13 protein-coding genes and 1 pseudogene are annotated in these 15,076 nt (G+C 46.5%); 2 read left to right on the forward strand and 12 right to left on the reverse strand.

All coding sequences use genetic code 11. The annotated features are described in order from the left end of the window. Positions 1-695 precede the first annotated feature (695 nt). The 8 genes and pseudogenes from AC5YBZ_RS03725 to pepA form a co-directional block, all read right to left on the reverse strand. Positions 696-2,531 carry an ATP-dependent nuclease gene (locus AC5YBZ_RS03725; protein ID WP_494543422.1) on the reverse strand — a complete coding sequence of 612 codons (1,836 nt, stop codon included), beginning with the start codon at positions 2,529-2,531 and terminating at the stop codon, positions 696-698. 69 nt (positions 2,532-2,600) lie between these two features. Then, entirely contained in the window at positions 2,601-2,939 is a 339-nt protein-coding gene (locus AC5YBZ_RS03730) for an energy transducer TonB family protein (RefSeq protein ID WP_494543423.1), read from the reverse strand. 128 nt (positions 2,940-3,067) lie between these two features. After that, the gene (locus AC5YBZ_RS03735; RefSeq protein WP_494543424.1) at positions 3,068-3,547 is read right to left on the reverse strand and encodes a hypothetical protein; all 480 of its coding nucleotides are present in this window, start codon (positions 3,545-3,547) and stop codon (positions 3,068-3,070) included. Between the two features lie 508 nt (positions 3,548-4,055). Beyond that, on the reverse strand, positions 4,056-4,187 hold the full coding sequence (locus AC5YBZ_RS03740; RefSeq protein WP_494543425.1) for a hypothetical protein: 132 nt from the start codon (positions 4,185-4,187) through the stop codon (positions 4,056-4,058). Between the two features lie 519 nt (positions 4,188-4,706). After that, positions 4,707-5,597: a TPR end-of-group domain-containing protein gene (locus tag AC5YBZ_RS03745; protein ID WP_494543426.1), complete on the reverse strand. Its 891-nt coding sequence runs from the start codon at positions 5,595-5,597 to the stop codon at positions 4,707-4,709. 316 nt (positions 5,598-5,913) lie between these two features. Then, entirely contained in the window at positions 5,914-6,378 is a 465-nt protein-coding gene (locus tag AC5YBZ_RS03750; RefSeq protein WP_475515973.1) for a rhodanese-like domain-containing protein, read from the reverse strand. 727 nt (positions 6,379-7,105) lie between these two features. Continuing rightward, positions 7,106-7,871: pseudogene (locus AC5YBZ_RS03755) on the reverse strand (EAL domain-containing protein). A gap of 187 nt (positions 7,872-8,058) precedes the next feature. Further along, complete coding sequence (gene pepA, locus AC5YBZ_RS03760; RefSeq protein ID WP_494543427.1) at positions 8,059-9,567, reverse strand: leucyl aminopeptidase; 1,509 nt, start codon at positions 9,565-9,567, stop codon at positions 8,059-8,061. Positions 9,568-9,788: 221 nt separating this feature from the next. Here pepA and lptF point away from each other — a divergent pair, with 221 nt between their 5' ends. Both lptF and lptG read left to right on the forward strand, forming a co-directional pair. After that, positions 9,789-10,901 (forward strand): LPS export ABC transporter permease LptF, encoded by a 1,113-nt coding sequence (gene lptF, locus AC5YBZ_RS03765; RefSeq protein WP_494519941.1) that lies wholly within the window; start codon positions 9,789-9,791, stop codon positions 10,899-10,901. Beyond that, positions 10,898-11,956, forward strand: a complete 1,059-nt coding sequence (gene lptG / locus AC5YBZ_RS03770) for an LPS export ABC transporter permease LptG (protein WP_475515977.1) — start codon at positions 10,898-10,900, stop codon at positions 11,954-11,956. The genes lptF and lptG overlap by 4 nt, the downstream gene beginning before the upstream one ends. A 92-nt stretch (positions 11,957-12,048) precedes the next feature. On the opposite strand, the gene AC5YBZ_RS03775 is transcribed toward lptG, so the two are convergent. From AC5YBZ_RS03775 to AC5YBZ_RS03790, 4 genes are all read right to left on the reverse strand, one after another. After that, positions 12,049-12,558, reverse strand: coding sequence for an RDD family protein (locus tag AC5YBZ_RS03775; RefSeq protein WP_494524381.1), 510 nt, complete (start codon positions 12,556-12,558; stop codon positions 12,049-12,051). A 57-nt stretch (positions 12,559-12,615) separates the two neighbouring features. Further along, complete coding sequence (locus tag AC5YBZ_RS03780) at positions 12,616-12,864, reverse strand: DUF2960 domain-containing protein (protein WP_494543428.1); 249 nt, start codon at positions 12,862-12,864, stop codon at positions 12,616-12,618. A 54-nt stretch (positions 12,865-12,918) separates the two neighbouring features. Beyond that, complete coding sequence (locus tag AC5YBZ_RS03785) at positions 12,919-13,401, reverse strand: GNAT family N-acetyltransferase (protein WP_475515979.1); 483 nt, start codon at positions 13,399-13,401, stop codon at positions 12,919-12,921. Between the two features lie 160 nt (positions 13,402-13,561). Beyond that, positions 13,562-15,040, reverse strand: coding sequence for a carboxypeptidase M32 (locus tag AC5YBZ_RS03790; protein WP_494524382.1), 1,479 nt, complete (start codon positions 15,038-15,040; stop codon positions 13,562-13,564). Between the last annotated feature and the right edge of the window lie 36 nt (positions 15,041-15,076).

A 15,076-nucleotide genomic window follows, 5' to 3' on the forward strand; every position in this document is an offset into this window, starting at 1 on the left:
ACTAAAAGTGGGGGGGTAAACCATAGGGGGAGGGGATTTGTCGAATAACAAATTGGGTAATATTTTTGGTGGTAGCGTTTGGCCGCATCGTCATTGATTTGGTGTGTTTGAAGGTCGTACCTTCATGGCAACCTATCACCTGCGGTGGGCCATGTGCCAGCACTCTTTTGAGGTGGGGAGAGTAGTTTCATTGTTTTATTTAAGTACTTACCTGTTTTTGGTATTTGTAAGGTGAGTTTTAAACCATAGCTTCATGGTTTATCAATTGCCTGCCGCAGGCTTCATGTGCAAACACATTTGTGACACGCTACGAGCACATCCTTGTGAGCTCTGCCTCGGCATCCCTGCCTCGGAAGGTCAAAAATGTGTTTACACTGGATTATCAGTCTCTTCGATTTAACCTTATGGGATCACAAGTAAAGGCCCTTAGCGTAGATCTAAAACACCAGGAATACAGCAAGCGCTGAGCAATGAGTATCTGAAGAAAGCAGGATTATATTCACTGAGAGATGGATGGATCGCAGTTCATTTAGAACACCTAATCAGAAAATGAATTAGGTGTTCTAAATGAACCGCCCTCGGCTTTGGCATCCTGCTTCGCCCTACCTCCTAAATCCATTTAGTCGTGTGCGGAGCCGCATGCAGGGTGGCGTGGGGGCTGGAGGCTAGATACCTCCGGCTACCCGATTATATTTCTATTCTTCAGCATTGATTGTAACTGATGAAAGGCGGGCCTGAACGACATCACTTAGTTCCGACATATCCGACCAAGCTACTGCACCTGCAGGTAATCCATGTTCTCCAAGTTCAAGAATACCGTCCAATAAGCCTTTAATTTTTTGGTACATATCTTGTTCTTCTTTAATATGTTTTATACAGTTTTCTGGCTTATCACTGCCAATAGTTTCGTCAAAGTAAGCATCTTCAAAGTTGATCACAGAAGCAACTACTCTTGATTTTTCTGTCATTTGAGCAAGAATTTTCTCGTTGTTAGTCCAAGCTGGATTTGCCATCGTAAATTGGTCATAAACAATTGCACCATTAACACTCAACTCTTTATTTTTTCTCTTAGATTTTACTGTTGGAACATCAGTGTCATGTAGCGCGTAGAACTTTTTACCGAAGTGGTTTAAGACTTTCATCATTGACGCAACGGTTACTTTCCCTCTTGCTCTTATGATATTTAGATCGTGATACGAATTGTTATCTGATTCAATCTCTTTATTCTTGATGTAGTTAAAAGCAGAGTATTCAGTATCACCTTCAACGATAAGAACTTTTCCACCAAAAAAAGCTTCGGATATATGCGAGTCAAATAAGTTAATTAACTTTAAATTTTCTTTGTCATCTTCATCTAACTGTGCGGATTCAGGCTTAAACAAAGTGGTGGTTTCAATGTCATCATTTTGAGTTTTATCAACTCTAATAATCGTAGTGTGGTCTTTTGTCAGGTCAATAAAGCTAGGAGAGTGTGTTGCAACCATTATCTGCCAATTTTCATTATCAGGAAGAGAATAAAGTACATCTCTTGCGACTTCTGTAGCAGATGGGTGTAAACTCACCTCGGGTTCATCAAGTAATAAAACATGAGCTGTATTTGGGCCAACCGGTTCATGATGTGATTTTGCTGTTTTTCCAGCAGCTTTGGCTCGAATGCCATTATCGGCCAACAGCTTAAGTATCGTCCATAGTGCAGTTCTTCTGCTTCCACTACCTTGTTTTTCTAAAGGAAATGTCAAGCCACCTATAGGCCCCATCTCGATTGAGAACTCGTTACCTAAGAGATCAATTTTAATTGGGGCTGAGCTTTCTGGAGCAGATATCTTTAATTCTTGGCTTGGGAATATTTTGCTAATAATTTCATTTGCAGTACCTTCTAGGCCTTCGATACTTTCTTGTTGCGTTATTTTTGATGAGTCTCGCAAATCCTTTAAGCTTTCCACAAGTAATTCATACTTGGTTTTTTCGTCTTCTTCATTCTCTTTAATTGTTTTGATACTATCTTCGAGCAAACTTTTCAAAAGAGATGTAATAGCCTTAGACTGAACCTCTGGATCATCGAATGTATTCACTCTATGTGGTTTTGGTCTTCTAGCTTTTGCCACATTATTTGTTCCCCAAGGCATTCTTTCTTGGTCGCCTTCTTGCGCCCATCTATCAAGAGCAACGTTAAACCCGACTCTCACAGGCTCTTTATTGGTTCCAGTCCACTTCCACTTTTCTCTTATTAGATATGTTCCGTCACCTTGATCTAAACACCATTCATCTCCAGGTTTATTATCTTCGATGGCCACAGAATGTACTTCTATTTCAGGAAAACTATCCACGCTAACTTGCTTGTTGTGAAAATCATCTTGCTCTAATTTTAAACAATCAGTGACAGCCTCATATGCTTTTAGAATCGTACTTTTCCCCGCATTATTAGGGCCAACCAAAACTACTATGTTGTCGATATCTAGCTCAATGGGCTGGCTCCCTATACAACCAAAATTCTTGATTTTTAATGTCTTAATACTTGGGGCTTGGCTCATTATTAATTCCTTTTAGGTGTCGAGGTGTTCTAGAAATAGTCCCGCTGACTTGGCTTGTTATAAGGCGCTTCAACGCACCAACTTAAACTTAAAGATAACATTAAAACATCTTTGCTCTTTATCACTCTCTGAGAATAACCATTTCTCCATTGCCTTTATAGCTGAACGGTCAAATATACGTCGGGGCTTTGTCTCAGTTATTTTTTGAGAAGTTACAACACCAGTAGAGTTTACTATGGCTTCTATTTTCACAAATCCAGAATCTAAACGCAGGTGATCTTCAATCACAGGCCATTTAGCAACAACAGCGTGCTTTAGCTCAAACTTTGAGTTATCACATGATGATACTTCATAGTTTGGTGTGCTTATTGATGCAACCACTGCGGCTGCGATTAATGCCGAACTCATAATGCCTTATAACGCCGCGTTAAGTAGTGAGCAACGCCACCACAGAACTTAAACCATTACACCGTAAACACAAAACCCAACGATGAAATGAAAATGCCATGCGTTGGGAATCTGTCTTAAACGCTTTGTTAGGCTTTTTGATCCAAGTTAAATATCGCTGTACAACCCAATCCAGTAGATTGAAGCATCATATTTACGCCCCCTTTATTCTGCATCCAGATGTAATCTCCAGTTTCAGCAACATAGTCAAAAGCAGACATTTCCTTGGCATATGCCATACATGATTTTGAAGACTGAATTATTGAAGTAAGGTCATATTTGCATTGAGTTCCAACTTTAAACAACGTAACTTTGTTAAAAACAGAATCCCCTTTGCTACCCCAAGTACCAATCATTGTAAGTTGATTTGGGTTGTCATTATGTTTGGTAACATTGATGCGTATGTCAGAGCCTCCCGCATTTTCATATATCTTTTTTATAGCAGTATCACAACCTGTAAAGCCTTGGTTATGAGCTTGTTTTACTGCAAAATCTATAAACTCAGGATCTCCAGAAAAGGATGGAGATGAGATAAAAAGTAATGATAGTAACGTAGTTCTAATTTTCATAAATTTTCCTAAATAATAATTTGTAAGCCTAACAACTTATTAGTGAGACCTTGCAAGGTACGCTACCTTGTAAGGTAGAAGACCAAGCATGTAAATAAATGGGGTCAGAGTTTACTTTTATGGGAGGTGATTGGCGCATGGTGGTTGGCTTTTCATTCCCTGAATGGCGTGGTCGATGTTTGATTCGAGTTGGCCTGGCTCTGTCCTTAAGTGGTGATACTTTAATCTACCCTGCTGGTTGCAATCAACATGTTATGTCACATTTCAGTATGCTTTTTTCCATAAAAATAATGGCTTGTATCAAGGTGTATCAAACGCAGATAAATCGAAGAGACGAAATGACCCAGTGCAGATGCGGCTGAGGGTATCGAAAACATGGATGTTTTCGTTAAGCGGCCATGGATGGCGTACAGCGTCCCGAAGCAGTATCTGCACATCCCCCGCCGGGCAGGCGTTAAGTAGCAATGAAGGTACGACCTTCAAACACATTCAATAAATAAGCACTCAGCTAAATGTTAGCTAGCACTTCATTCACAGTATCAAATGAAGTCAAATCGAAGAAAGTTAATAATCCAGTGCAGATGCGGCTGCGGACGTTGATGGCAGGGATGCCATCGTCGAGCCTCCACGGACGGCTCACAACGATATCCCTATCTAAAAGCCAGTTCGGCATCCCTGCCTCTCGTTCGTGGGCTCGAAGCTACGCTTCACTCACCGTGTAGCAGAAGTATCTGCACATATGCCCACGGCAGGTGATTGATAGCAGCGAAGGTTAACGCTTAATCAACCCTCACCGCAGGTGATAGATTGCCATGAAGGTACAACCTTCAAACACATCCAATAAACAAGAACTCAGCTAAATGTTAGCTAACACGTCACTCACCTTACCCAATGAAGCCAAATCGAAGAGACGAAATGACCCAGTGTAAACGCGGTTTTGGCCCTTGGCGACAGGATGTCGCCGTGGAGCCTCCATGGATGGAATCTCGGCGAGCCAAAATAGTGTTTGCACATCCCCCGCCGGGCAGGCGATAGATTGCCATGAAGGTACGACCTTCAAACACATCCAATAAATACGAACTCAGCTAAATGTCAGCTAGCACATTACTTACCGTGTAGCAGAAGTATCTGCACATGCCCCTGCCGAACAGGCGTTGTATTAGCTCTCGGTCGATGAGATAAGAATATCGAACCTTGGGTTGTCTCTTAGGTTCGCAAAATCGGCTTCATTGGCGGCTACCTCTCTAAAGGACACGCTGTTTTCAATGGCTTGCTGTAGATCCGACAAGGCGCGATCTTCCTGCCCTAGGCAGGCGAAGGCGCAGGCACGTTGATAGAGCGCATGGGCGTTATTAGAGTCGACTTCGAGCACGCGATTACACAGGCTGAGCGCCCAGTTAAACTCGCGCATCTCCATGGCGGCATCGGCTTTAGAGGTCATGGCTTCAAGATCGCCCGGGCGAATGTTTAAGATCTCATTGTACACCGCGATTTTTTGCTCTGGGGTTTGTGCGCCTTGAGCGTGTAACCATAGGGTATGGATTTCATTAATAATTTCAATATCACGGTTGTTTTTGGTGATGATGCGGCTTTTCCGTTTAAGGTCATTTTCCAACTCCTTAAACTTAGATTCATATTGTTCGGTAATGTTATCGAGCTGATCGGCGGCGAGTTTGGCGGTATTCATTTTTATCTCACGCAGTGATTGCCAGCCGATAAAGGCGATAAGCGAGGCAACGCCAGCGATAATATAAAAGAAGTAGGTCACGGTCACGTTGGCATAGTTAAGTGACTTGTCGGCGACCGACAGCTCGCGGTCGGTAATGCTGACGATCATGCGGCGCTCAAGATCTTGTTGCTCGCTTCTTAACTGTTTCAGTTCATCGAGAATATAGCGCTCAATCAGAGGTCTATCGAGAATATCGGTTTGTGAATGTGCCAATGGGGTTGCTGGGGGAGTTTCTGCATCTTCATTATTAGTCGCGGCGTTAACCTGTATCGAAAACTGCATGAAAATAAGGGTTAATAGAGGTAACAACAGGCGTGACATAGCGGATTCCTTTGAGCAAATATAAAGATGTCGTATCAAACAGGTTTGAGCGGATCACACCCTAACAATTTCCACTCCTAGATGCCAACTCCTTGACCACAAAGATAACGATTAAGGCCGAAGTGGTCGTTTTAATTGATAAAAAAAGGGCAGCCCTTACAGGCTGCCTAAATGCAGAGATGATAAACAGATGATAATTAACTATGTATTGCAGCGTATTGGGGTCATCACCTCCTTTCTTCGGGCGAACTCATGATGTTCGCGTTGTTAAATTGCTTGGTAAGCAGGCCATTGACCATTTTCATTTGCGCCGACACTATTTTGCCAGTTTGGGGCTAACTTGTTTTGTCAGGCTGGCAAAGCCGCCTTTGAGCACTTTGACATTGTCATAACCCAGATGACGCAGCGCCGTGCCAGCGGCCATGGCGCGAAGGCCAGATTTACACACTATCACCACAGGTTTATCGGTTGGGATCTTGGCGAGGTTTTCTGGGGTAAATAGCTCATTAAGACTAATATCGATTTGCTGGTTTATCCCTAAACCAAAGATGCCACGCTCTTCGGGGGTGCGAATATCGATGGCAAGCATGGGTTGGTTTGATTGAGCCAGCGTTATAAAGGCATCGGGACTCATTAGGCCAATGGCCTTACCCACGGTCGCGCCTTTGGCGTTGTTAAACTGCTGCTGATAGCTTTGGGCTAACTTGGCATCAAAGGCTTGTGCTTGGGCACTGAGGCCGAATGCAACGCAGATTAAGGCAATATTTAAGTACGATTTCATTGGATAGTGTTTCCTTTTATGTCGTGCCGGTGATGGCTAACCGGGCTAAGCTTGCGCATTATTACGACTGCAATTGGCGCTAACAGAGCGACGTTGGCAGCATTCCTTACAGATTTCACACTGTGTTTCATCTCGCAGACCCAGCGCGTTTTCGGCGATGAAAGGTGAGTTGGGCTGTAGATGAGTTGGGCTATTATGAGCTTAGGCATTTGGGGATATATTGAGCTTAATCACACTGCATTCGCCGATGATAAATCAAAAATTCTCAATTAATCAGTGGTTAATCCAGTGCTGGTTTTATAGTGTGTATCGGCAAAAGTATGGTGTTTATCACTGCTTTTTGCTGTGCAGGGTAGAGACATATTTTGCCGATTTAGATGTTATAAAACCTAAAGCAGATATGCTGATGCTGAATATCAAGATTATTCAATTGTAAAAATGGCCCGCGATGACAAAACTGCGGCGTGAATGGCCATGAGGATATATGAGTGTGTCTATTGCTGAGGTGAGTTAATGCCGTCGGTGGAAGAATAGATTTGAAAGACGGGCTTGAAAGACTGGTTTCAAGGGCTGGCTTGAAGAATTAGCTTGCTGTATTAGTGACTGGCGGTTGTCAGGGTTAAAAGGCGCAGCGTTAGGCCGCGCTCTTGGTCAATAACTCATGTCCCTAAATAGTGTGGTGAGCGCGTTTGATTGGCACCTTAACTCTTTGGTGGCGATTGAGGCGTTAAAACTGAGAAAAATCGACTTGTGGCAGGTGCTCAAATCCAGGTTTGGCAAACAGGTAGCCCTGCATTAGCTCAATACCAATATCACGCAGCCAAACCATCTCTTCGACAGTTTCTATGCCTTCGGCTAGGCAGGTGATGTTGAGCTCATTAAACATATTGAGGGTGTGTTTTACAATGGCTTGGCGCGCAATGTCTTGGTCGATATTACGGATAAGATCCATGTCGAGCTTAATGATATTGGTCTGGAAATTGGCTAATAAGCCCAGTCCGGCATACCCTGCACCAAAATCATCGATTGCGGTGATAAACCCCAGTGAGCGATAGTATTCGACTACACGTTGAACATGGTTGCTGTCTTCAATTTTTTCCACCTCGGTAAATTCAAACATGATTTTATTGGTGGGAAAGCCATACTCTTTGGCAGCAGCGAGGGTGGTGCGAATGCAGCGCTCGGGTTGATAAATGGCATTAGGTAAAAAATTGATGCTCAGCATAGAGTCGAGCTCAAGCTTAGAGGCCAAGGCAATGGCTCTTTACCCGACACGCCTGATCGAAGGCGTAACGATTTTTTTCGGTGACTTGGGAGATAATAGAAAAGGCCGATTCATTATTTAAGCCGCGCACTAAGGCTTCATAGCCAAATATCTGCTGTTGCTTAATATTAATGATGGGCTGAAAGGCCATGGTAAAATCAAAGCATAACTGGGTGTTGTTGGCGCAGTTGCTACAAGAAAATTTGTCGAGATTAAAGTCTGAATTCAAAATGGTTTCTTCCACCAGACATCCCTTGTCAGGTCTAATTTATGGTTAGGTTAGTCGGTTTACTGTGCATCAACAAGTGGTTGAAAGTGATTACAGCACTTGGCGATCCGCTCGGTTGTTAGCCAGATAAAAAAAGTGAAGCTGAGCGCTTCACTTTTATCGGCCAAAAACCTTTTTACTGTATCAATTACTCGCCTTGTTCAACACCGGCGCGATTGATCAGAAATTGGGTTAACAAAGGCACTGGACGGCCAGTTGACCCCTTGTTTGCGCCACTGTTCCATGCTGTGCCTGCAACGTCGATGTGGGCCCAATTGTACTTTTTGGTAAAGCGTGACAGGAAACATGCCGCGGTGATAGCGCCAGCTGGGCGGCCACCTAAGTTGGTCATGTCGGCAAAGGGGCTTTCAAGGTGCTCTTGATACTCATCCCACAGTGGCATGCGCCATGCGCGGTCACCACTTTGCTCACCCGCATTAAGTAGCTCGTGTGCTAATGGGTTATGTGACGAAAACAGCCCTGAAGCATGCTTACCCAGTGCGATCACGCAGGCGCCCGTTAGGGTCGCGGTATCGATCACCAACTCTGGGTCGAAACGCTCAACGTAAGTCAGTACATCGCATAACACTAAGCGGCCTTCGGCATCGGTATTGAGCACCTCAACAGTTTGACCTGACATGGTGGTGAGAATATCACCCGGGCGGTAAGCATTGCTCGATGGCATGTTTTCACAGCCTGCTAAGATGCCCACCACATTGATAGGCAGTTTAAGCTCACATAGGGCTTTCATTGCGCCAATCACGCCTGCGGCGCCACCCATATCGTATTTCATCTCATCCATGGCTTCGCCAGGTTTGAGAGAAATACCGCCAGAATCAAACGTAAGACCTTTACCTATCAATACGATAGGTTTTTCTGTGCTGTCGACCGACCCCTTATATTCCATGACCGTCATGACAGATTCGTTGTCGCTGCCACGACCGACGGCAAGGTAGGAGTTCATGCCCAGTTTGGCCATTTGCTCTTCACCTAGGGTGCTCACACTTAAGGTGTCGTGGTGCTCGGCAATTTGACGCGCTTGTGAGGCAAGGTACGCTGGATTACAGATGTTAGGCGGCATATTGGCCACGTCGCGGCACAGATGCATACCCGAAGAGACGGCCATGCCGTGTTCGATAGCACGCTCGCCTAAGGTGAGTTCGCGGCGTGTCGGCACATTAAAGACTAATTTGCGTAGCGGACGACGGGTTTCGCCTTTGCGAGTCTTGAGTGCATCGAAGCAATATAGGCTGTTTTGGGTGGTTTCGACCGCTTCGCGGACTTTCCAGTAGGTATCGCGCCCTTTAACATGCAGTTCTGTTAAAAAGCATACCGCTTCCATTGAACCCGTTTCATTTAAGGTGTTAATGGTTTTGGTGATGATCTGCTTGTATTGACGCTCATCGAGCTCGCGCTCTTTGCCACAGCCAACCAATAGCACGCGCTCACTTAGCACGTTAGGTACATGATGCAACAGTAGCATCTGTCCTGGTTTACCTTCTAAATCGCCACGGCGTAAAAGGTTACTAATATAGCCTTCACTGATTTTGTCGAGTTGCTCAGCAATACCAGATAGGCGTCTAGGTTCATAGACACCAACGACAATACAGGCCGACCGTTGTTTTTCTGGGCTGCCGCTCTTAACGCTAAACTCCATGAGCTCTCCTAGATTCTTAAAGACAAATTTTATTATTTATTAGATAATGTCTGCTTATGTCCAAATCGTCCCTAAAAAATGGTACACCGCTGTTAATTTTATGGGTGTTCTTCTGCCAAGTTTAGTTAAGGTTTGGTCACAAAACTACCAAAAGTAGACAGTCTACATGAAAAGTAGGCTGACACCAGCATAAATATAAGTTTAGGGACTGGATCCTGCCTGTGATTGTATTTAGATACTTGATTCGAGAAGTTTTAAAAGCGCAAATGGCGGTACTTTTAGTGCTGTTAGCTATTTTTATTAGCCAACATTTTGTCCGCGTACTTGCTGATGCATCCGAAGGGGAGTTTCCGGCCTCCTTAGTCATGACCCTGCTTGGCCTTAACCTGCCTTACCTTGCCGTACTTGTGGTGCCCTTAAGCCTGTTTTTGGGCATTTTGGTGGCCCATGGGCGCATGTATGCCGAAAGTGAAATGGTGGTGTTACATGGGGTCGGGGTAAGCGAATGGTATATCACCCGCGTCACTCTACTGCTGGCGCTAGCCAATATGCTGTTTACCGGCATATTATCGATTTATGTGACGCCTTGGGCCGAAGAGGCGCAAAATCGCGTGTTAGAACATGCCCAGTCTGAAGCGGGACTCGCGGCAATCACTCAAGGGCGTTTTCAAACCAGCCCCAATGGTCGAGCGGTATTGTTTGTTGAACGTATTGGCCGTGACAATCAACTAGATAAAGTATTTGTGGCCCAGTTACCTGATCCTGAGGATGATTCGGGGCAATCCAACATCGTTGTCGCTCATGGGGGCAGTGTGGTGGAAGATGAATCGGGCGCGCAAAGGCTCAAGCTAAACGAGGGCACTCAGTACCAAAATACTCCTAATCAACTCGACTATCAGTTGGTTGAATTTAGCGGGTATGAGATGCAGATTAAAGAGCAAGAGGTGGATCAGCGAAGGCGTAAGTTGTCGGCTTTGCCTATCGACCAATTGATGGCCACCGAAGGGGCGGGCGCCGTCGCCGAGTTCCATTGGCGTTTGGCCATTCCGTTGGCGATCCCCTTTATGACCTTAATTGCCGTGCCCATGGCGCGGGTTAATGTGCGTCAAGGTAAGTTTGCCAAGATGTTTCCGGCGATTTTACTTTACCTAGGTTATTTTGGTTTGATGATTGCCGGGCGTAAAGCACTCGAAGATGAGGTGATCCCGGCCTATTTAGGCATGTGGTGGATCCATGCGTCGGCGCTGTTGTTAGGCATATTGCTACTGGGTAAGGAACGACCTTTTGGCGCCAAACTTGCTGGCCTTCTAAGACGTAAGAAGGTGGCCGCATGAGAATTTTAGATTTCTATATCGCCCGCACCCTGATCACCACCTCGGCATTGTGCTTGCTGGTGCTTACCGGTTTGTCGGGCATTATTAAGTGGGTCGATCAACTGCGTGTCGTGGGGCGCGGCAGTTATTCCATGGTGGATGCAGGCATTTACGTGCTGTTTTTGATCCCCCGTGATATTGAGATGTTTTTCCCGATGGCGGTGCTACTCGGCGCGTTGATCGGCATGGGCATGCTGGCCTCTAACTCTGAGTTAGTGGTGATGCAGTCATCTGGTTTGTCACGCTTTCAAATTACCTTATCGGCGATGAAAACCGCGGTGCCACTGATGCTAATTGTGATGGCCTTGGGGGAATGGGGCGCACCCGTTGCCGAGCGTCACGCGAAAGAGTTGCAAGCGGTGAAAGTGTCTGGCGGTAGTCTGTTTAAATCCAGCCGTGGGATCTGGGCTAAAGATGGCGATCTATTTGTTAATATAGGTGAAATCCAAAGTATTGATAACCTACGTAATATTGTACTGTATGAGTTTGACGCCGAACTCAACCTGGTGCGCACGATTGCGGCAAAGCGCGGAGTCTATTCGGGCGATCATTGGCGCCTCTTGGATGTGCGTCAAACCTTGCTGGAACAAGATAGGGTGAGCTCGAGCAATTTAACCCTTTACCGCTGGGAATCGACGCTTACGCCAGATAAGCTTAGCGTGGTGTCGGTGAAACCCGAGGGCTTGTCTATCGAAGGCTTGGTGGATTATCTGGACTATTTAAAGATTAACAATCAAGATTCCGGTCGTTATGAACTGGCACTATGGCGTAAGGTGATGCAGCCAGTGACCGTGGCGGTAATGATGTTGGTGGCGCTGTCGTTTGTATTTGGGCCGCTGCGCACCGTGACCATGGGCGCCAGAGTGTTATTGGGGGTGATGGCCGGTTTCAGTTTTTATATCTGTAATGAGATATTTGGCCCCATGACCTTAGTGTATGGCTTACCGCCTATTCTTGGGGCGATAATGCCGCCTTTGATCTTCAGTAGCTTGGCGATTTACTACATTCGTAAATAAGGCTGAAAGGTTTAAGCTCGTTGCGCGAAAACCTAGCACCTAGCACAAAAAAGGACCATTGAATGGTCCTTTTTTGATGCTGGTGTTGAGGGTTATACCCCGTGCCAATTACGCAGTTGGTTGGCTTCTTTAGACAATACCACCACTTCAGAGCGGGTCATCATATCTTGCAGCGCGAGCTTGTCGCCATTGATTAAGATCCACAAATTACCTATGCCAAGCAGTGACCAGACTAAACGTGCGGTGGCGGTGATCACACTCAGGCTTTGGCCGTTAGGGTGTTGGATCTTCAGACGCCAAGCGCGCATGCCGAGGGTTTGGCCGCCGTAACTCCAAAACAGGACGTAAAACAGCCCTACACACAAGGCGATCCACAGCTGATACAGACCTTGATAAAGCGGGGTGCCGTTGAGCAGATCGGAGACATGATCAACACCTTGCATCGATAACATGCCGCTGGCGGTGAGTGCGATAAAGACACCAAAGCCGATGGCGCCAGCGATCATATATACCGCCACGGCCAGTAATAAGTCATAAACGATGGCCCCGAGGCGGCGAATAAATCCCGCCCGAGGAAAGTTAGCGTGTTCACTATTGGACATTTGAGTTCCTACATCTACAGGTTAGCTAGGGCTGTTATGGCTGCCATTAAGATCTGATTATTCGACTTCATCGCGAATAAAGTGAATTTTGGTAAAGCCAAAGCGCTCAAACTCTTTTAAGCGATAATCTTTTACCGCTTGTGAGCCTTTAGAGGTCGTCGCCACTTGGGCTTCCATCGCATGATAACGGGTCAAATCGACCCCTTCGGCGGCTGCAACCGCTTCATACATGTCGTTATACTTGTCGTAAACGAAGTTGATCTCTTTGTACTGCTTGTTAAAGGTGTAACCGACTCTACGGGCCATATTGCTCTCTTAAATATGTAATTAACTAATTTTTCATCGACTTACAGACCCAGCTCAAGCTAACGGATACACCATATAGCAGGCGTCAGCGGGGTAGTCGTCGAGAGATTTGCTGATTATACGCGATTTAAAGCCTAATCGTTGCCAATATGTGTGAGCACCGCCCACGGCCACTAAAGAGATACTGGCCACATTGTGCTGTTTGGCGTTATCGATTAAGCGCTTAAAGATCTGTTCACCCGCGCCTAAACCTCTGGCCTTGGATGATAAGGCGATGTCGTGCAGATACAGGGTATTGCAGCGGCTAGGCTGAGTTACTACCTGCTCTAATGTTGGCGGCTGATCCAATTGCCATGGATGGGCGAGGCAATAGCCAATCAGTTGCTCGTTACGTTCGATGGCGTAGCAAGAGTCTGGTGACAGTTGTACCTTACTTTGCAGTGCCTGTAGCGATTCGGGTTCGATATTGGGGTAGCACTCATCTTGGATCTGCAGTATCGCGGGCCAGTCAGCGGCGTGAATAGGGCGGATAATCATGGCGGTTGTACTCTATGAGTCGCTTTCTTGTCAGTGGTGATTAATGTTGATGGTCTCACAGCTGGCTAGGCTAATCAATTTGGGCGTTATAAGCCGCCCCGTGATGGCAAGTACAGGGTGATCACGGTGCGACTATCTAGATGCCATTACCCCAGGAAAATTAGAGGTAGCGAGTCATTAAATGCTGCTTAAAGTGCGCCGGGTTTAGTGTCTCTCCAGTGGCGGCGATGACTAACTCATCAGTTGTCAGTAATGCGCCTTTCGACCAAATATGGTCCTGTAACCATTGGGTCACTAATGTCAGTTCGCCCGCGGCAATTAAGGCATCGATACTGCCAATTTGGTTTTGCATGCTGGCGCTAAATTGGGCTGCATACATGGCGCCTAAGCTATAGCTTGGGAAGTAACCCAGTTCACCCACTGGCCAGTGAATATCTTGCATACAGCCGTTGCGATAATCCCCCTGGGTGGATAGACCTAAGAGTGATTGCATCGAGGCATCCCAAAATTCGGGCAGATCGGCTACCGTTAAACGACCCTCAATCAGGCCTTTTTCCACCTCATAGCGCAACATGATATGGCAGGGATAAGTGACCTCATCGGCATCGACGCGAATGCGCCCCGGTGAGACTCGCGTGAGCCAATGTTGTAGCTCTAGTTCACTGAGCTGGCAGCCTAAATGGTGATTAATGCGTTGCAGTAATAGCGGCAATATGCCCGTGCCGCGCGCCATCTGCATCTCAAAAAATAGACTTTGGCTTTCATGTATCGCCATGGATCGTGCATTACCTGCGGGCTGGCCGCGCCACTCAAGGGGTAAGCCTTGCTCGTATCTGGCGTGGCCAGTTTCATGGATAGTGCTAAAGAGTGCTGTTAAAAAGTCATGCTCATCATAGCGGGTTGTGATGCGCACATCGCCCGGAACTCCGCCTGAAAAGGGGTGGCTGCTGGTATCGAGTCGGCCCTGCTTAAAGTCAAACCCCAGCAAGGTCATCACATCTAGATTGAGCGCTTTTTGCTGGGCGATTGTCGCGTGAGGCAGCGTCTTGGTCGGCCACTCTTGCTGCTTGGCTTGTACCTGCTGGATGAGCGAGGGTAACCAGGTTTTGAGGTCGCCAAACACGCGATCAATTTGCGCCATAGTGGTACCGGGCTCAAATTTATTCAGCAGCGCATCGTAGGGCGCAAGCTGCTGTGCCTCACCTAAGATCTGCGCCTCTTCTCGCACCAAGGCGATAACGGCTTCTAAATTTGGTTTAAATCCTTGCCAGTCGTTTTGTTGTCGCTGGGCGCGCCAGGCATGTTCACAAGTATAGGTTAATTGCGTTTTCGCCTGCACCAACTTGCCCGGCAGCGCGGTCGCTTGTAGCTGCTGATAGCGCATTTCACGCAGGTTAGCCTGTTGCGCGGCAGATAAGGGCTCGTCGGCCGCGCGGGCCAAGTGTTCCGCTAGGCTGGGGGCGGTTTTTAATGCATGAATGTGCAAGGCTAATTGCGCCATCGCTTCACCCCGCGCCTGACTGCCGCCCGCTGGCATCATGGTGGCTTGATCCCAGTCACCAAGGGCTTGTAAGTGCTCAAAATGATAGATGGTTTTAAACTGCTGGCACAGGGCATTGTAGTGTGATCTTGATGTCATGGGCTGTCTCGTTGGCTGGCTATCGGGGTTATTTTA

Source organism: Shewanella sp. 553 (genome assembly GCF_059338375.1).